This window comes from Agrobacterium sp. NPDC089420 (genome assembly GCF_044900305.1).
In the GTDB taxonomy this organism is placed as follows: domain Bacteria; phylum Pseudomonadota; class Alphaproteobacteria; order Rhizobiales; family Rhizobiaceae; genus Agrobacterium.
The window spans coordinates 104,830-122,487 of the sequence record NZ_JBJDMY010000004.1; the positions used below are offsets into that span (position 1 = coordinate 104,830).

20 protein-coding genes are annotated in these 17,658 nt (G+C 61.0%); 8 read left to right on the forward strand and 12 right to left on the reverse strand.

Annotated features, from left to right (window positions below; genetic code table 11):
- Positions 1–213: 213 nt before the first annotated feature.
- Complete coding sequence (locus tag ACI2KA_RS07240; protein WP_404500609.1) at positions 214–873, reverse strand: outer membrane protein; 660 nt, start codon at positions 871–873, stop codon at positions 214–216.
- Positions 874–1,136: 263 nt separating this feature from the next.
- Positions 1,137–1,913 (reverse strand): L,D-transpeptidase, encoded by a 777-nt coding sequence (locus tag ACI2KA_RS07245; RefSeq protein ID WP_404500611.1) that lies wholly within the window; start codon positions 1,911–1,913, stop codon positions 1,137–1,139.
- A 240-nt stretch (positions 1,914–2,153) separates the two neighbouring features.
- Between ACI2KA_RS07245 and ACI2KA_RS07250 the strand changes: the two genes are divergently transcribed.
- The gene (locus tag ACI2KA_RS07250) at positions 2,154–2,783 is read left to right on the forward strand and encodes a DNA-3-methyladenine glycosylase I (RefSeq protein WP_404500613.1); all 630 of its coding nucleotides are present in this window, start codon (positions 2,154–2,156) and stop codon (positions 2,781–2,783) included.
- Entirely contained in the window at positions 2,780–3,223 is a 444-nt protein-coding gene (locus ACI2KA_RS07255) for a hypothetical protein (protein WP_404500615.1), read from the forward strand. The genes ACI2KA_RS07250 and ACI2KA_RS07255 overlap by 4 nt, the downstream gene beginning before the upstream one ends.
- Positions 3,224–3,233: 10 nt before the next feature.
- Here the strand turns inward: ACI2KA_RS07255 and ACI2KA_RS07260 are convergent, their stop codons facing one another.
- Positions 3,234–4,277 (reverse strand): YeiH family protein, encoded by a 1,044-nt coding sequence (locus ACI2KA_RS07260; protein WP_404500617.1) that lies wholly within the window; start codon positions 4,275–4,277, stop codon positions 3,234–3,236.
- Positions 4,278–4,358: 81 nt separating this feature from the next.
- Between ACI2KA_RS07260 and ACI2KA_RS07265 the strand changes: the two genes are divergently transcribed.
- Positions 4,359–5,276, forward strand: coding sequence for a LysR substrate-binding domain-containing protein (locus ACI2KA_RS07265; protein WP_404500619.1), 918 nt, complete (start codon positions 4,359–4,361; stop codon positions 5,274–5,276).
- Between the two features lie 149 nt (positions 5,277–5,425).
- Here the strand turns inward: ACI2KA_RS07265 and ACI2KA_RS07270 are convergent, their stop codons facing one another.
- Genes ACI2KA_RS07270 through ACI2KA_RS07290 form a run of 5 tightly spaced genes read right to left on the reverse strand, consistent with a single transcriptional unit; the run spans position 5,426 to position 7,541 of the window.
- On the reverse strand, positions 5,426–5,800 hold the full coding sequence (locus ACI2KA_RS07270) for a DUF305 domain-containing protein (protein WP_404500621.1): 375 nt from the start codon (positions 5,798–5,800) through the stop codon (positions 5,426–5,428).
- Positions 5,801–5,858: 58 nt separating this feature from the next.
- On the reverse strand, positions 5,859–6,242 hold the full coding sequence (locus tag ACI2KA_RS07275) for a hypothetical protein (RefSeq protein WP_404500623.1): 384 nt from the start codon (positions 6,240–6,242) through the stop codon (positions 5,859–5,861).
- 41 nt (positions 6,243–6,283) lie between these two features.
- Entirely contained in the window at positions 6,284–7,048 is a 765-nt protein-coding gene (locus ACI2KA_RS07280) for a hypothetical protein (protein WP_404500625.1), read from the reverse strand.
- A gap of 6 nt (positions 7,049–7,054) precedes the next feature.
- Positions 7,055–7,324, reverse strand: a complete 270-nt coding sequence (locus ACI2KA_RS07285; protein WP_404500627.1) for a type II toxin-antitoxin system RelE/ParE family toxin — start codon at positions 7,322–7,324, stop codon at positions 7,055–7,057.
- Positions 7,308–7,541 (reverse strand): DUF6290 family protein, encoded by a 234-nt coding sequence (locus tag ACI2KA_RS07290; RefSeq protein ID WP_149743651.1) that lies wholly within the window; start codon positions 7,539–7,541, stop codon positions 7,308–7,310. The genes ACI2KA_RS07285 and ACI2KA_RS07290 overlap by 17 nt, the downstream gene beginning before the upstream one ends.
- A 156-nt stretch (positions 7,542–7,697) precedes the next feature.
- On the opposite strand from ACI2KA_RS07290, the gene hisS reads away from it, so the two are divergent.
- From hisS to hisG, 3 genes are all read left to right on the forward strand, one after another.
- On the forward strand, positions 7,698–9,218 hold the full coding sequence (gene hisS, locus ACI2KA_RS07295) for a histidine--tRNA ligase (RefSeq protein WP_404500629.1): 1,521 nt from the start codon (positions 7,698–7,700) through the stop codon (positions 9,216–9,218).
- 201 nt (positions 9,219–9,419) lie between these two features.
- Positions 9,420–10,547: an ATP phosphoribosyltransferase regulatory subunit gene (locus ACI2KA_RS07300; protein ID WP_404500631.1), complete on the forward strand. Its 1,128-nt coding sequence runs from the start codon at positions 9,420–9,422 to the stop codon at positions 10,545–10,547.
- Positions 10,544–11,236 (forward strand): ATP phosphoribosyltransferase, encoded by a 693-nt coding sequence (gene hisG / locus ACI2KA_RS07305; protein ID WP_404500633.1) that lies wholly within the window; start codon positions 10,544–10,546, stop codon positions 11,234–11,236. The genes ACI2KA_RS07300 and hisG overlap by 4 nt, the downstream gene beginning before the upstream one ends.
- 62 nt (positions 11,237–11,298) lie before the next feature.
- On the opposite strand, the gene ACI2KA_RS07310 is transcribed toward hisG, so the two are convergent.
- The 4 genes from ACI2KA_RS07310 to groES all read right to left on the reverse strand — a co-directional run bounded on the left by ACI2KA_RS07310 (position 11,299) and on the right by groES (position 15,067).
- Positions 11,299–11,745, reverse strand: coding sequence for a DoxX family protein (locus ACI2KA_RS07310; protein ID WP_404500635.1), 447 nt, complete (start codon positions 11,743–11,745; stop codon positions 11,299–11,301).
- 152 nt (positions 11,746–11,897) lie between these two features.
- A complete protein-coding gene (locus tag ACI2KA_RS07315) occupies positions 11,898–12,332 on the reverse strand; it encodes a hypothetical protein (protein WP_404501186.1) in 435 nt (144 codons plus the stop codon).
- 730 nt (positions 12,333–13,062) lie between these two features.
- Positions 13,063–14,697 carry a chaperonin GroEL gene (gene groL / locus ACI2KA_RS07320; protein ID WP_063947704.1) on the reverse strand — a complete coding sequence of 545 codons (1,635 nt, stop codon included), beginning with the start codon at positions 14,695–14,697 and terminating at the stop codon, positions 13,063–13,065.
- Between the two features lie 73 nt (positions 14,698–14,770).
- Positions 14,771–15,067 carry a co-chaperone GroES gene (gene groES, locus ACI2KA_RS07325; protein ID WP_004440196.1) on the reverse strand — a complete coding sequence of 99 codons (297 nt, stop codon included), beginning with the start codon at positions 15,065–15,067 and terminating at the stop codon, positions 14,771–14,773.
- A gap of 506 nt (positions 15,068–15,573) precedes the next feature.
- Between groES and ACI2KA_RS07330 the strand changes: the two genes are divergently transcribed.
- Together ACI2KA_RS07330 and ACI2KA_RS07335 are read left to right on the forward strand one after the other, a co-directional pair.
- Entirely contained in the window at positions 15,574–16,422 is an 849-nt protein-coding gene (locus ACI2KA_RS07330; RefSeq protein ID WP_404500637.1) for a TIGR01459 family HAD-type hydrolase, read from the forward strand.
- 33 nt (positions 16,423–16,455) lie between these two features.
- On the forward strand, positions 16,456–17,436 hold the full coding sequence (locus ACI2KA_RS07335) for a bifunctional riboflavin kinase/FAD synthetase (protein WP_404500639.1): 981 nt from the start codon (positions 16,456–16,458) through the stop codon (positions 17,434–17,436).
- Positions 17,437–17,658 lie beyond the last annotated feature (222 nt).

Sequence of the window (17,658 nt, forward strand, 5' to 3'; positions counted from 1 at the left end):
ACACGACACAAAAGGTTCGGACCGGTGCCTCGTCCGCTCCCTTTCCCTCATCCCTGTGCCTGTCACAGGGATCCAGCCAGCCCAAGTCCTTGGGCTGAAAAGACTCCCTCCGGCGCGCAGACGCGCGTCGGCTGGATTCCTGTGACGAGCACAGGAATGAGGTTGAGGGGACACCCAGCGCCTGCCGGAAAGCCCCCATTTGCCACGTCAATACTAGAACTTATAAGCCACGCCGAAATTCACCGCATTGGTGATGATATCGGTCTTCAACGAAGCGCCATTGTCGATATCGACATCGATAAAGGAATAGGTGCCCTTATATTCCACGAAGGTCGACCAGTTGTCGGTGATGCGGTAGCTGACACCGGCCTGCGCCTGCAGGGTCGCGCCGCCGAACTGGTATTTGAAGGTTCTGCCCGAGGGACGGTTCACTTCCACATGCGGCACGTTGATGCCGACGCCGGCGCCGACATAGGGGGTGATCGGCAGGGATTCGAGCGGAAAGCGGTAGAGCGCATTCAGGGTCAGAAGGTTCAGGCCGTCGGTGAATTCGAAATGCGACCAGCCGGAGCGGGCAAGCGTCTGGTCGTCGGCATAGACCTTGTCATGGGTGAAATCGAGCGAGATACCGAAATTCCGGAGCTGGCCCTCATCGAACCAGTAGGTGCCGCGCACGCCCCAATAGGGTGGGCTGGAAAAGGATTTGCCTTCCCAGCCGGCACGGAAATCCGGTCCGTCGGATACGTTCACATCGCTGTGCGGCGCGCTTTGCCAACCGCCATAACCGGAAATTTCAAATTCGCCTGCGATTGCGGCAGAGAAGGAAACGCCGCTGAGGAGCAGGGCGCAGACAAAGGAAACATGGCGCGGCATGGAGAGAATCCAGATTGATATCAGAAATGCACCAAACCGTTTTTTGATAACATTTGAATGACAGAAACGAAAAACGGGCGGTCAGCTGACCACCCGTTTTAAGGCCGTTCCGTCATCTCCCTGAGAGAGGTTCGGCGCCTGGCGTCCCCCGCCAAGTTTCATTCCATTGAAGTGAGCCGGATTGTAGCGCCACAGGGCGGCAATTCAAGCGGATACGCCGCCTTTCCGGCCCTGCAGCAGCCGGAAAGGCTGAACCGTTGCCGTCATATCACAATGACCCTGGTTCCGACGTTTACGCGCTCGTAAAGATCGGTGACATCCTCGTTGCGCATGCGGATGCAGCCGGAGGAGTTGTTGCTGCCGATCGTCCAGGGCTGGTTCGTGCCATGGATGCGGTAAAGCGTGGAGCCGAGATACATGGCGCGCGCGCCCATCGGGTTGGCCGGGCCGCCTTCCATGAAGGCCGGCAGGTAATGCCCCTTTGCCGCCTCTCGGGTGATCATTTCCTTCGGCGGGGTCCAGCTCGGCCATTCCGCCTTGCGGGTCACCGTGTGGGTTCCGGCCCATTCGAAGCCGGGCTTGCCGACGCCGACGCCGTAACGCCGCGCCTTGCCGTCGGCGAGCACGAGATAGAGGAAGCGGTTCGGCGTATCGATGACGATGGTGCCGGGTTTTTCATTGGTCCGGTAGGTAACGATCTGCGGCAGGAATTGCGGCGCGATCTGCGTGCGCACCGGCGCGTTGGGGCGCACGGCGGCATTCTGCACCCGTGCCGGACGCTGCGATGTGACGCCGGAGCTCGGGCGCTGCGGCATGGCGGCCTGACGCTGCTGCAAGAACGGCTGGCGGGCGGCAGGTGCGCGCGGATAAACCACCGGACGCACATTGCCGCGGCCGCCGAGCTGCGTGACCCAGGGTGCGGAAAGATCCGGGCTGACGACGATGGGCGGACGTTCGCGATAACGCTCATTGGCCATGGCGGCCGGGACGGCGAGGGTGGAAACGAGGCTCAGCGCCAGAAAAACGGACTTCATCGGCATCGGGTGGACTCTCTCTGCGGTATGCCGCAACAATGGAAATGGCGGGGAATATTGTCCCGCATTGCCCGACACGTTCGCACCTCGACGCCAGCGAATCGTAAATGGCTGTTCATTAAAAAGCCCTTGATTAGGGAAAGCTGTATTTAAGGTTAGCGCCCGGTGTTGAAACGTGGTGAATGAGTGGTAAGTGCGCAGGCTCACACCGCTCACGGGCGGTAGCGAAAAGGGGTTGTCAGAGGAATGAGCGAAGCGGGACTTGAAACCGGCCCGGATGGCCGGGTGCGGTGTTTCTGGCAGCAGGGACTGGAGGATTACAGCCGATATCACGACGATGAATGGGGTTATCCCGTCACCGACGACCGCAGGCTTTTCGAGAAGATCTGTCTGGAAGGCTTCCAGTCCGGACTTTCCTGGTTGACGGTTCTGCGCAAGCGCGAAGCGTTCCGGCTTGCCTTCGCCAATTTCGAATTCGAAAAAGTGGCTGAGTTTGGCGATGCCGATATCGAGCGCTGCCTTGGTGACAAGGGCATCATCCGTCATCGCGGCAAGATCGTTTCGACCATCAACAACGCCCGCCGCGCCGTGGCGCTGCGCGATGAATTCGGTTCTCTCGCCCGTTATTTCTGGAGTTTCGAACCCACCGCCGCAGAAAGGCCGCAAAGGCTGGACTATGCGACGTTAAGGGCCAACCCCACCAGCGCCGCCTCCATCCGTCTTTCCAAGGATCTGAAGAAGCGGGGCTGGAGTTTCGTCGGCCCGACGACCGTCTATGCATTCATGCAGGCCATGGGTATGGTCAACGACCATATCGAAGGCTGCCATTGCCGCCAGCCGATAGAGGCCCTGCGGCGGGAGTTCATACGTCCATGAAGGCAACTTCCCTTCTCCTGGCTTTCACCATGGCCGTCGCCGCCGTGCCGCATCCGTCTTTTGCGGAAAGCCGCAATGTCGATGGCATCTGGCTCGATGACGGTGAAAGGCTGAAGGAAGTGGCCCTGCCGCCAGTTGGACCGCTGAAGCTGGATGGCTGGACCCGGCGCGGGCGCGGCGACGTCTATCGCCTGAAGGTAAAGGCGGGTGAGACGGTGAAGGTGGAGCTTGCCGCCTCCAGCGAATTTGTCCTGATGGCGATCTTCGATTTTTCAACGCCGGATGAGGACGCGATCTTCTTCAGCGACTCCCAGGGCAAGGTCGCGACACTGACGCCGAAGGTGGATACCGAATGGCTGATCCGCCCGACCCTCATTCTGGGATCGCCGCGCCGCGGCCTTGGCGCACATTATACGCTGACGGTCAGCACCGGGAAATAACGTCCGGCTCTCAGGCCGCCTGTGTCAACACGATCAGGCCAAAACTCAGAACACCCAGCAGCACCAGCGACAGGCTGGCGGCGACGATGACCTTGCCGCCGGCATGGCGAAGGCTGCGAATATCGACCGACAGCCCCAGCGCCGCCATCGACATGATGGTCAGGATATTGGAAATCGAAGCGACGGGGGAAAGCAGAACCTCGGGAATGAGGCCGAAGGACCGGGCCATGATCATCAGCACGAAGCCGATGATGAACCACGGAACCATCTGCTGCAATCTCAGGCGTCCCGTGTCGGACCGGCCATGGATGACGGAGAGCGTGGCGATGACAGGTCCCAGCATCAGCACGCGGATGAGCTTGACGATGGTGCCGGTCTGCACGGCGATCGCGCCGAGCGGGGCTGTGGCGGCCAGAACCTGTGGCACGGCATAGACCGTCAGGCCGGCGAAAATGCCATATTGGGTGGCGTCGAGACCCAGAAGCTGCGGCAGGAACGGCATCAAAAGCACGGCGGCGACGCCGAGAACCGCGGTGAAGGCAATCGAGGCGGCGACATCTTCCGGCTTGGCGCCGATGGCGGGTGCTGCGGCGGCGATGGCGGAATTACCGCAGATGGAATTGCCGCAGGCGATCAGCGTCGCGAGCTTGGGTGGCAGGCCCAGCATTCGCCCGGCGGCATAGCTGACGATCAGCGACAGCGCGACGATCAGCGCGATACCGCCGATCAACAAGCCGCCCGCGCCCTTGAGAATGGAGAGGCTGAGCGATGCACCGAGAAGCGCCACCGCGATTTCGAGCAGGGTCTTGGCGCTGAACCTGATGCCGGCCGAAGCGACCGCCGGCAGCGACACCAGCGACCGCAAAAGCGTGCCGATCAGAATGGCAAGCACGAGGTCACCAAGCCATGCATGGCCGGCAAGCCGCACCTGAAAACGCTCCGCCAGAATGGCGGCGCAGCTGACCGCCGCGCAGAGCAGGATTCCCGGCAGAAGCGGGGTCAGCCAGCGAAGCGAAAACTGAAACGGATGGGTAAGCGTGCGATGGTGTGCCATGGCCAGACAATGCCGTAGACGCCTGTTTTATTCTATCAAATAATATGGCATATATTATTCGATAAAATCGAATGAAAAGCCATGACCTTCGAACAACTCCGCATTTTCATCGCCGTCGCCGAACGCGAGCACCTGACAAGGGCCGCCGAAGCCATCGGTCTGACCGCCTCCGCCGTCAGCTCCGCCATCAAGAATCTCGAGGCTTTTTATAATGTCGAACTGTTTCACCGTGTGGGCCGCAACATTGAACTGACCGAAAGCGGCCGGGTGTTTCTGGGCGAAGCCAAGGCGACGCTGGCGCGTGTGCGCAATGCCGAATTGATCCTCTCCGAAATGGGCGGGTTGACGCGCGGCGAAATCACCGTCTGCGCCAGCCAGACCATTGCAAGCTACTGGCTGCCGCCGATCCTGATGCAGTTCAAGAAGCTTTATCCCGGCGTCACCGTCCGGCTCGATATCGGCAATACCAAGACGGTGACGCAGGCGGTGCTGGACGGTCTGGCGGAGGTCGGTTTCATTGAGGGCAGGATCGACGAGCCGGCCTTGATGGTGCAGCCCGTCGTGTCGGACAAGCTGCTGGTCGTCACCGGTTCCGCCCATCCCTTTGCCGATGGCCGTTATCTCACAGCACTTGATATTCTCTATGGCACCTCATGGGTATTGCGTGAGCAGGGCTCCGGCACCCGCTCCGCCTTCGAGGCGGCGGTGCGACAGATGGGTGTGGATCCGGGTGAGCTTTCCGTCATGCTGGAACTGCCGTCCAACGAGGCGGTGGTGATGGCGGCGCGTTCCGGCGGGGCCGCGACGGCAGTTTCCGCCTCCGTCGCCTCGCTGTTTCTGCGGCAGGGGCTGCTGGTCCGTTCCGGCATCGATCTGCCCGCCCGCAACTTCGCTCTTTTGCGCCACAAGGAACGCCACACCAGCCGGGCCGCCATGGAACTGGAGCGCCTCAGCCGGGCGGCATCGGAGGACTATAAGGCCGGTCTTGCGGGGCTGTAATAGAGTGACGGAGCGGTACGGGCGGCGTTCGCGCCGGTGCCGTTGGCATGGGAAGGCTGTCGCCTGTTTCTTCTCCCCGCCGGGGAGAAGAAACAGGCCGTAACGCCGAAGGAGCGCCGCAACCGGCGCTCCGCCTTCGTCAGCATCAATCACTTGCCCTTGGACTTCAGCCAGGCCTTCATCATGGCGATTTCGCCTTCCTGCGCCTTGATCACCTCTTCGGCCAGCTTGCGGATTTCCGGGTCCTTGCCATATTCGAGCTCAACCTTGGCCATATCGATCGCGCCCTGATGGTGCGGGATCATGCCGCGCACGAAATCGACATCGGCATCGCCGCTATAATCGATGGCCATGTCGCCATGCATCTTCTTGCTGGCTTCCATGAAGGCCTTGGTGGAGCCGGTTTCGCTTGCGGCACCCTTGGACATGGTGTGCCCGGCATGGCCGCCGGCTTCCTGTGCGAAAACGGGCATGGCGAGGACGGCCGCAAAAGCGGCGGCGAGTGTTATGGTCTTGATAGACATGGATGATCCTTCCTGTGTCTGACGGATTTTTCGATGGATTGACTGGAAAAATCTGCGGTCAGGCGCGGGGAGGCGGCAGCGGCGGCGCGAAAGCCTTGCCGTTGAAGAGATTGCCGCGCTGCGGCTTGGGGTAGGCGAAGATCATCCGGCCGCCATCGGCGAAGATCGTTTGCGGAACCACGATAAGACAGGCGGCGCAGGAGCCGGGATGCGCGACGCCGTCACCATGCGGGCAGCAATCGCCTGTGCCCGATTCAGGGGCCTTGGCCGCGCCCTGCCCATGGGCTGCGCCATGGTTTGAATGGGCGTTTCCATGGCTCATCGCCGGTTGCGACGAAACGGCCATGCCCGCACCCACCGGCATGCTCATTGCCATCTGCGCCGGCATTGCACCGTAAAGCAGGCAGGCAAGGAACATCAAGGTGCGGACCATCAGGGACATGGCGCGAATTTACCGCGGAAATTGTGGAATAAGCATGACGCTCACGTGAGTTCGCGCGCGATGACGTGATGCACGATGCGATAATCCCTGCTTTCCTCGCCGAAGGGGGCAAGCGGCCATTCCCATGCGGCGGTGGGCGAGGAAATCTCGATGCCGTGCAGCAAATCCTCCTGCTGCTGCAGGCTGCCATCCTTGCCGATGACATCGAAGGATATGTCCGACACCAGGCAGGCCTTGCAGGGAAGCCCGGCCAGCGCATCGAGATGCGTCCGAATGAGTTTGGGCAGCAGATCATCCGGCGCATTGGCGATTTTCTCGCGCTCCAGCCGGTGGCGTGCGCCGGTGCCGATCTGCGACAGGAGATTGGCCGAGACGACGAGGTCGAGATAGGGCACCCGCCGCAGGAAATCGAGCGGTTCCGCCTGTCGTCCGGCGAGAACATCGTCAAAGCCGGAAAGATCGCGATTGGCGATGCGAACATTCTTTTTGGCGTTCAGTCGAAGTTTCGCCTGCACGCTGGCAAGATGCACCAGATCGACCAGCACAACGGTATCGAACATCGCCACCAGCGCATCATGGGGCACGTCACGCAAAAGGCCGGACCCCAGCACCACCGCCGTTCGCCGCTGTTTCAGCTTTCGGGCCGATTGCAGTACGAATTGCCGGCTATTGTCCTCATGCGCCGCCCAGGCCCTGGCGCAGCGGTTGGCGCGCGCCCACAGATTGACGGAATAGCGGATATGCGGCCGGAATTCTTTCGGCGTAACCGCGCGCGTGGCGGCATATTGCAGGGCTTCGAGGATCATGAATGCCTATCGGTAGATATCACGGCGATGGCCGATTTCGACCACCAGCACGACCAGCTTGTGGTCCTGTATATCGCAGATGATGCGGTAATCGCCCACCCGGTAGCGCCAGAAATTTCCAAGCTCGGAGCCCTGCAGGGCGGCGCCGGTTTTGCGGGGATTGTCATCCTTGGCGATCCGGTCCGCCAGAAAGAAAATGATGCGATTGGCATCGCTCTTCGCCAGCTTGCCCAGTTGTTTGACGGCAGCCCGTTGGAATTCAATTTTCCAGGTCAAGATCACGCATCACTTCTTCCAGAGCATAGGTGCGTTCTTTATTGGCGATACGCTGCCGCGTCGCCTCCTCGGCAAGATAGAGATCCTCCATATCCTCGATATGTTTCTCGATCGCCTCGCGGATATAAAAAGCCGATGTGCGGCCGGTGCGCTCGGAAAGCGCCTTCAGCCGTTGATAGGTCTCGTCCGGCAGGCGAATGGCCGTCTGTTTGCTCATGGGTCGCGTCCTTCCGGGTATAAATGGGATACACGTATCCCACATAGCACCGTCCGGCCCAGCGAGCCAGCAAAACCGGAGGCTTTGCGGCTTGCCGCACCGGGCTTCATCCTCTAATACACCGGCTTGATTTCAGGAAAATATCGGATCGGCCCCATGAGCGAAAAAGCAAAAAAGCCTCAGAAACTGAAAGCCCGCCTGCCGCGCGGCTTCGTGGATCGCTCGGTTGCCGATATTCATGCCACCAACGAGATGATCGAGAAGATCCGCAGGGTCTACGAGCTTTACGGCTTCGATCCGGTGGAGACCCCGCTGTTCGAATATACCGATGCGCTCGGCAAGTTCCTGCCGGATAGCGACCGGCCGAACGAAGGCGTGTTTTCGCTACAGGACGATGACGACCAGTGGATGAGCCTGCGCTACGACCTCACCGCGCCGCTCGCCCGCCATGTCGCGGAAAATTTCAACGAAATCCAGCTGCCGTACCGCACCTATCGCGCCGGTTATGTCTTCCGCAACGAAAAGCCCGGCCCCGGCCGCTTCCGGCAGTTCATGCAGTTCGATGCCGATACGGTGGGTGCCTCCGGCGTGCAGGCCGATGCCGAAATGTGCATGATGATGGCCGATACGCTCGAAGCGCTCGGCATAAAGCGCGGCGACTATGTCATCCGGGTCAACAATCGCAAGGTGCTGGATGGCGTGATGGAGGCCATCGGTCTCGGTGGCGAGGAGAACGCCGGCCGTCGGCTGAACGTGTTGCGCGCCATCGACAAGCTCGACAAGTTCGGTCCCGAAGGCGTGAAGCTGCTGCTCGGCCCCGGCCGCAGGGATGAGTCCGGCGATTTCACCAAGGGTGCGGGTCTTGGCGAGGAGCAGATCGAAAAGGTCCTGTTCTTCGTCGGCATCAAGGATTATGCGGCAAGCGCCGATGATCTGGCGAAGCTGGTCGCGGGCACTACGAAAGGCGAGGAAGGCGTCGATGAGCTGAACACCATCGGCGCTCTGGTTTCCAGCGCCGGTTACGATGCGACGCGCATCAAGATCGATCCCTCGGTCGTGCGCGGTCTCGAATATTACACCGGCCCGGTCTATGAAGCCGAGTTGACCTTCGACGTCACCAATGAAAAGGGCGAGAAGGTCGTGTTCGGCTCGGTCGGCGGCGGCGGGCGTTACGATGGCCTCGTGTCGCGCTTCATGGGCCAGCCGGTTCCGGCCACGGGCTTCTCCATCGGCGTTTCGCGCCTGATGACGGCGCTGAAGAACCTCGGCAAGCTCGGCCAGCTCAAGCCACTTGCCCCCGTTCTCATCACCGTCATGGATGGCGATGTGCAAAGCATGGGCCGTTACCAGCTTTTCACGCAGGCCTTGCGCGCCGAGGGCATTCGCGCCGAAATGTACCAGGGCAACTGGAAGAAATTCGGCAATCAGCTGAAATATGCTGACCGCCTCGGCTCCCCCATCGCCATCATCCAGGGCGGTGACGAGCGCGCCGAAGGCGTTGTGCAGATCAAGGACCTGATTGAGGGCAAGCGTCTCTCCGGCGAGATCGAGGACAATGCCAGCTGGCGGGAGGCGCGTGTGGCGCAGGTCACCGTGCTGGAGGCCGATCTGGTGGCGAAGGTCCGCGAGATCCTGGCTGCGCAGGCTGAGGATGTGCTGCGGGCGCAGGGCAAGTAAAGTGATGCGCGTCGCTTACCCCCCTCTGCCCTGCCGGGCATCTCCCCCTCAAGGGGGGAGATCGATGCGTGGCGCGGTCTCGCCTAACTCGATGTCTGCAATTGAAGTGGTGGTAGCGCCTCTTGCCGATCTCCCCCCTTGTGGGGGAGATGCCCGGCAGGGCAGAGGGGGGTACCCCACGGCTTCGACAGGAAATGTCCCATGCCCCTGATCGACATGCCGGAATTTTCCGGAGAGCTACTGGAAGAATTCGCCGCGCGCCGCACGAGCCGTGTGAACACGCCCGTCATCCAGCCTGCCGAACCCTTTCTGGATATGGCCGGCGAGGATCTGCGCCGCCGTATCTTCATGACGGAGAGCGAGACGGGGGAGAGCCTCTGCCTGCGCCCCGAATTCACCATTCCGGTCTGCCTTCGCCATATCGAGACGGCGACCGGCACGCCGAAACGTTATTCCTATCTCGGTGAAGTCTTCCGCCAGCGCCGTGAGGGCGCGAATGAGTTTTATCAGGCAGGCATCGAGGATCTCGGCGATACCGATATCGCCGCCGCCGACGCCCGTGCCGTCATCGACGCCACAGCGATCCTGAAGCGGCTTTTGCCCGGCCGCTCGCTTGCGGTCACGCTGGGCGACCAGCAGGTGTTCGAAGCGGTGGTTGCCGCCCTTGGCCTGCCGCTCGGCTGGCAGAAGCGGCTGGTGCAGGCTTTTGGTGATATGGCGCAGCTCGACGCGTTGCTGGAAAGCCTCGTGCATCCCAAACCGATGACCGGCCTCGATGCCCGTGTCGCCGGCCTTCTGGCAACGGGAGACGAGACGGTGCTGGTCGATTATCTCGACACGGTGATGCAGGAGACGGGCTATTCCACCAATGCCAGCCGCTCGCCGCAGGAAATCGCCCGTCGTCTGCGGGAGAAGCTGGCGCTTGCGGCCACGCGCCTGCCGGATGAGAGTTTCGCGCTGCTCAAGCAGTTCCTGGCCCTGAAGGCCCCCTTGCCGCAGGCTTCGCAGGTTCTGGCCGATTTTGCCGCAAAGGCGAAGCTGAAGCTGGACGGTGCGCTTTCCGCTTTTGACAAGCGTGTCGCAGCGCTTGCCAATGCCGGCGTCGATCTCGAAACCGTCACCTATGGCGCCGCCTTCGGGCGTCCGCTCGATTATTATACCGGCCTTGTCTTCGAGGTGGTGGAAGCGGGCGCAGACAGCGTGCTGGCCGGTGGCGGCCGTTTCGACCGGTTGCTGACCCTGCTCGGCGCACAAGAAAAAATCCCGGCCGTGGGCTTCTCGCTCTGGCTGGATCGCATCGAAGCGGTGCGCGGGAGCAACAGGCCATGATCACCATCGCATTGCCCTCCAAGGGCCGGATGAAGGAGGACGCCTCCGCCGTTCTCGAACGCGCCGGGCTGAAAGTCGCGGCCGTCGGCAATGACCGCTCCTATCGCGGCCGCGTCGAAGGGCGCGACGATATCGAGATCGCCTATCTGTCGGCTTCCGAGATCGCTCGCGAGATCGGCGTCGGCACGGTGGATTTCGGCGTAACGGGCGAGGACCTTGTGCGCGAGGGGCTGACCAATGCCGATGCGCAGGTGGAATTCTGCGCCCGCCTCGGTTTCGGCCATGCCGATGTCGTGGTCGCGGTGCCGGAAATCTGGCTCGATGTGGACAGCATGGCCGATCTCGGCGACGTAGCCTCGGAATTCCGCGCCCGCCATGGCCGGAGACTGGCGATCGCCACCAAATATTGGCGGCTGACGCAGCAGTTCTTTTCGCGCCAGCACGGCATTCAGCTTTACCGCATCGTCGAAAGCCTTGGCGCCACCGAAGGTGCGCCGGCGGCGGGGCAGGCGGATATCATCGTCGATATCACCTCAACCGGCTCGACGCTCAAGGCCAACCATTTGAAAATCCTCTCCGATGGCATCATCGTCCGTTCGGAAGCCTGCTTCGTGCGTGCCCGCAAGCCGGAACATGATGGCGATGCGACGGTTCAGGAGATCGCCTCGCGCATAAGGGCGGCGGTCTGACGACGGAAAACAAAAAGCCGCCGGAGTGATCCGGCGGCTTTTTGTTGATCGATTTATTTGGCTTATGCGTGGGCAACAGCCGCGCCGCGCCGCGCATCGACGGAATAGGCCCCGGGGCCGAAGGCGGCAAGCAGGATGTAAGCGCCGGCAAGGGTGATGTTCTTCACCATCATGATGCCGTTCAACGTGTTGATCCAGCCAAGAGCCGGCTCAGGCCAGCCGGGAACGGCAACGGTGCCGCTGTGGAAAACCAGGCCGGTGAAAACGCAGAAGACGGCAAGCGCCCAGGCGGCGATCCTGGTCTGGAAACCGACGAGAATGGCAAGGCCGGCAACGAGTTCGAACAGGCCTGCGAGATAGGCAAGCGCGGTTGCGGCGGGCAGGCCGGCGCCGGTGATCATGCCGGCCGTGCCGGCCGGATCGACGAGCTTGCCAAAGCCCGACGAGATGAAGATGAAGGAAAGCAGAAGGCGGGCGATGAGAACGAGAACGTTCTGGCTGCTGGACATGGATATCTCCGGTAGATGATCGGCGTGTCGCCGGTGAGCTGCAAGGCAATGTCTGCAGATATCAATGCCCGAAAATCACCCATCCATAAAGATGAACGACAGGAGACAAATCGTCTTCATTCTGTGAACAATCTTCGGCTCGGACGGCATGGTCAGGCGGCGAAGCGAATATCTTCGAAACGCGGAAACAGGAACAGCCCGGAAATCCAGCCCTGCTGGCCGCCGTCGAAGCCGGAGGATTCACCCATGCAGATGACCGGCTGCCGCATGGCCGGCAAGATGGAGACTCCGGTTGAAAAACAGAAGCGCGAGGGGGCCGTGGAAGCCTGCTCGAAAAGTTCAAGCACGCGCGCGTGGTCGCCACGGTCATAACAGCGGACAAGGCTGAGCAGCCCGCATTCGCCCGGCGGCAGGCCATGCATGAAAGAGGCGTGTTCGCCAAGCCTTATCACGCCGCTTGCAAGATCGCTGCTCCATTCCTCCGAAATGAAGAAATGCGACAGGGTGTGCGGATCGGGCATGGTTGCCGCAGCCATCGGCAGAGCATCGTTGCGTCTTGATATTTCAAACAAATCGCGCCCCCGCATGAACATCGAGCCGGCGCTGCTGTGTCAAGCATCGCCGTCAGGTTGAACTTTCACCACCATCCGCAGCTGGACGTCTTTGCCCGCATCGAAACCCCTTCAATGCGTGCATCCTGTCGCGGCACCCTTTGGGCGCTGACTTATAGTTTATTTTCCTCTATCGACAACAACCGGCCAGTGAGAAAATCAAAAATATGATGTATTCCTTCATCGTAATCGCGAAATATATGAAAAAAGACAACTAAATGTCGAGCTTATAAGCTTGCCGCGGCTGATGTCCGGCCCGTTGGCCATGGTGATTCGCCGTCTCGATGCGCTACTATTGCATGGCTGTCGAAAACAGGCCGCCTAAAGTTGGCTTTGTTCCAAAAAGACACAATATTTGACGCGGATTCGGGCGTACTCGCAGAGCCGGATCAACAAAGGACCTGGGTGGCAAAGAAGAAGGGCGATCCGGGGACCGCCCTTTCCTCATTCCAGTGACAGGACTGATTGGAGGTCCATGCCGCCCGTCTGGCGCGCTTGCGACGCCGGACCACTCGAAGGGCATGGGCGGCAACGAAAAAGGGCGATCCGAAGACCGCCCTTTCCTCATTCCGGTGACAGGACTGATTGGAGGTCCATGCCGCCCGTCTGGCGCGCTTGCGACGCCGGACCACTCAAAGGGCATGGGCGGCAAACGAAAAAGGGCGATCCGAAGACCGCCCTTTCCTCATTCCAGTGACAGGACTGATTAGAAGTCCATGCCGCCCATGCCGCCGCCCGGCATTGCCGGCATCGGAGCGTCCTTCTTCGGAAGCTCGGCGATCATGGCTTCGGTGGTGATCAGCAGCGAAGCAACCGAAGCTGCGTTCTGCAGAGCCGTGCGGACAACCTTGACCGGGTCGACGATGCCGAGCTGGATCAGGTCGCCATATTCGCCGGTCTGGGCGTTGTAGCCGTAGTTGTCTTCGTTCTTCTCGAGGATCTTGCCGACAACGATGGAAGCTTCGTCACCTGCGTTGTCTGCGATCTGGCGAACCAGAGCCTGCAGGGCGCGGCGGATGATGTTGATACCGGCTTCCTGGTCGTCGTTTTCACCCTTTGCGGTGATCTTCGTGGACGAACGCAGCAGAGCCACGCCACCGCCCGGTACGATGCCTTCCTGAACGGCAGCGCGCGTCGCGTTGAGAGCGTCGTCGATGCGGTCCTTCTTTTCCTTCACTTCGACTTCCGTCGAACCGCCGACGCGGATAACGGCAACGCCGCCAGCGAGCTTGGCAAGACGTTCCTGCAGCTTCTCGCGGTCGTAGTCGGAAGTGGTTTCTTCGATCTGGGCCTTGATCTGGGCAACACGGCCTTCGATGTCGGACTTCTGGCCGGCGCCGTCAACGATCGTGGTGTTTTCCTTGGAGATCGAAACCTTCTTCGACTTGCCGAGCATGTCGAGGGTCACGTTTTCGAGCTTGATGCCGAGGTCTTCGGAAATGACGGTACCACCGGTCAGGATGGCGATGTCTTCCAGCATGGCCTTGCGGCGGTCGCCGAAGCCCGGAGCCTTGACGGCAGCGATCTTGAGGCCGCCACGCAGCTTGTTAACGACGAGCGTTGCGAGAGCTTCGCCTTCGACGTCTTCAGCGATGATGACGAGCGGCTTGCCGGTCTGAACGACAGCTTCGAGAACCGGCAGCATGGCCTGGAGGTTCGAGAGCTTCTTTTCGTGCAGGAGGATGTAGGCGTCTTCGAGGTCCGCAACCATCTTTTCCGGGTTGGTCACGAAGTAGGGCGACAGGTAGCCGCGGTCGAACTGCATGCCTTCGACGACTTCGAGTTCGGTTTCGGCGGTCTTGGCTTCTTCGACGGTGATGACGCCTTCGTTGCCGACCTTCTGCATTGCTTCAGCAATGTCGAGACCGATCTGACGCTCGCCGTTTGCGGAGATCGTGCCGACCTGCGCGACTTCTTCAGAGGTGTTGATCTTCTTGGCCTTGGCCTGAAGGTCCTTGACGACTTCGGCAACGGCCAGATCGATACCGCGCTTCAGGTCCATCGGGTTCATGCCGGCAGCAACTGCCTTGGAACCTTCGCGAACGATGGCCTGGGCCAGAACGGTCGCGGTGGTGGTGCCGTCACCGGCGATGTCGTTGGTCTTGGAGGCAACTTCGCGAACGAGCTGTGCGCCCATGTTTTCGAACTTGTCTTCCAGTTCGATTTCCTTGGCGACGGAAACGCCGTCCTTGGTGATGCGCGGTGCGCCGAAGGACTTGTCGATAACGACGTTACGACCCTTCGGGCCGAGGGTGACCTTCACTGCATCAGCAAGAACGTCGACGCCCTTGAGCATCTTTTCGCGCGCTGTGCGGCCGAATTTTACTTCTTTGGCTGCCATTTTCAAAACTCCTGGTTTCGAATGGCCGGACCGGGTCCGGCTTGAAATTTAAAGAAGGACGGGTCGGCCGGAATCAGCCGATGATGCCCATGATGTCGGCTTCCTTCATGATCAGAAGGTCTTCGCCGTTGAGCTTGACTTCGGTGCCCGACCACTTGCCGAACAGAACGCGATCGCCAACCTTGACGTCGAGAGCGACGACCTTGCCGGCCTCGTCACGGGCGCCGGAACCGACGGCGACGATTTCGCCTTCCTGCGGCTTTTCCTTGGCGGTGTCGGGAATGATGATGCCGCCCTTGGTCTTTTCTTCGGACTCAACGCGACGAACGACGACGCGATCGTGAAGCGGGCGGAAATTGGTGCTTGTCATTGTCTAATCCCTCGATCAAATGACTGCGCGAGCTTTTGGAACTCGCGTGATGGGTGTTAGCACTCTCGTTCATCGAGTGCCAGCGGAACCGAGATAAGGAGGGCTTCTGCCGGAGTCAAGAACGCCCTGTCTGAAAAATTTCATGGCTTATGGTTATCAGCGTTCCATGACAGAAATTTCCGAGAGGCGGGCGGATACGGCCAAACCGGGTGTGAGGGGAGTGACAGCATCAGAAAAGGTCGCCGACGTCATCCTCGGGCCTGTCCCGAGGATCTATCTACGTCGAATAAAATCAATAGGTTGCAGATCATCGGGACAGGCCCGAGGATGACGTCGAAGGCGCCGTGACGTCAGTCAACAACGTGGGGCGCGATGAAGCCACATCTTTTGCGGCCCATTGTTTTCGGGCGGAGCGGAACGCACATCTGCACCGCTTTTTTCCTTGCCATCGGCGTCCCGCTTTGCGATGTGACGCTCACCCTCTTCTCGCAGCCGGAAAGCATCTCATGGCCCATCGCATTCTCACCCTCGGCGAAATCACTGATGGGTTCGACGTTATTCTTTCGGATGTCTGGGGCGTGCTGCACAATGGCGTCAGCGCCTTTCCGGATGCGTCGATTGCGCTGCACGAAGCGCGCAAGGCCGGCAAGACGGTGGTGCTCATCACCAATTCGCCGCGTCCGGCTCCCGGCGTCATCGCCCAGTTGCGTGTTCTCGGCGTGCCTGACGAGGCCTATGACCGTATCATCACCTCAGGCGATGTCACCCGCGGCCTGATCGCGGAAGGCCCGAAAAAAGTCTTCCTGCTTGGCCCGGAGCGGGACTTGCCGCTGCTCGACGGTCTCGATGTCGAGCGCGTCGGCGAGACGGAAGCACAATCCGTGGTCTGCACCGGCTTTTTCGACGACGAGACGGAAACGCCCGAGGATTATACCGAAATGCTCAAGGGCTTCATTGCCCGCAAGGTGCCGATGATCTGCGCCAACCCCGATCTGGTGGTGGAGCGCGGCGAGCGCATCATCCCCTGCGCCGGCGCCATGGCCGCCTATTACGAACAGCTCGGCGGCGAAGTCCGCATTGCCGGCAAGCCGCATGCGCCGATCTATGAGGCCTGCCTTGCGGCGGCCAGGGAGGTGCGCGGCGCCTTCGCCAAGGATCGCGTGCTCGCCATCGGCGACGGCATGCCGACGGATGTGAAGGGCGCGATTGCGAGCGGCCTCAACCTTCTTTATATCAGCGGCGGCATTCACGCCGCCGAATATACGCTGAACGGCCACACGGACGAGGCGCTTCTCAACGCCTATCTGAAGGGTCAGGGTGCTGCTCCCGGCTGGTGGATGCCCCGCCTGGCCTGAACCGTGTCCGGCTAAAAAAATGGATCGACTGCCATGACCGTCTTTCACCGCAATGAAAAAAAGGAGCCGCTGCCGGAAGCTCTTCGCGGCGGCGTCATCGCGATCGGCAATTTCGACGGCGTGCATCGCGGCCACCGGGCAGTGCTGGACCGGGCGCTGGAACTGGCGGAAGCACGCGGCGTTCCCGCGCTGGTGCTGACCTTCGAGCCGCATCCCCGTTCCGTCTTCCGTCCGGAAACGCCGGTCTTTCGCCTGACGCCGGCGCCGTTGAAGGCGCGCATTCTCGAAGCGATCGGTTTCCGCTCCGTCATCGAATATCCCTTCGACCGGGAATTTTCGCAGCGCTCGGCGGAGGAATTCGTCCAGTCCATTCTGGTCGACTGGCTTCACGCCAGCGCCGTCGTCACCGGCTTCGATTTTCATTTCGGCAATGGCCGCGAGGGCGGTCCGGCCTTCCTGATGGAGGCCGGCAAACGCCATGGCTTCGACGTGACGCTGGTGGATGCCTTCCGCGACGAGGGCGCGGATGTCGTCTCCTCCAGCCGCATCCGCTCGCTTCTGTGCGAAGGTGATGTGGCGGGCGCCGCAGGCCTGCTCGGTTATCGCTTCACGGTGGAAAGCGAAGTCATCGGCGGCCAGAAACTCGGCCGTACGCTGGGTTACCCCACCGCCAACATGGCGTTGGCGCCGGAGACGGAACTGAAGGCGGGCATCTACGCCGCGCGGTTCCGCCGCCCCGACGGTTCGATCCGCGACGGCGTCGCAAGCTTCGGTTACCGCCCGACCGTCACCGAAAACGGCGCGGCGCTGCTTGAAACTTTCGTTTTCGATTTCTCCGGCGATCTTTACGGCGAGGTCTGTTCGGTGTCCTTCTTCGGCCATCTGCGCGACGAGCTGAAATTCGATGGCCTCGATCCTCTGGTGGCGCAGATCAGGCGCGATGAGGAGGAGGCGCGGGCGATGCTGGCCGGCGTGCGGCCGCTGAGTGAACTGGACGCGAAGATCGCCTTTTGATCTGGCGGGACCTGCCTGCCGTTATTCCGGCCCGGTTTGCTGTCGCTTTTCTCTTCCTTTTTGCCGGAAAACCGCATAAACAACCGGCCATGTCCCAATACCGGTTGATGTTTGGAATTCAGATTGGCCGAATTATTGGCCCGGCCTTCCGCCCGCTCTGACGAGCCGGAAGGTCCGGGATTTTTGGCGCTTGTCATGACGTTGGTCATGGCGCTTTCCGTA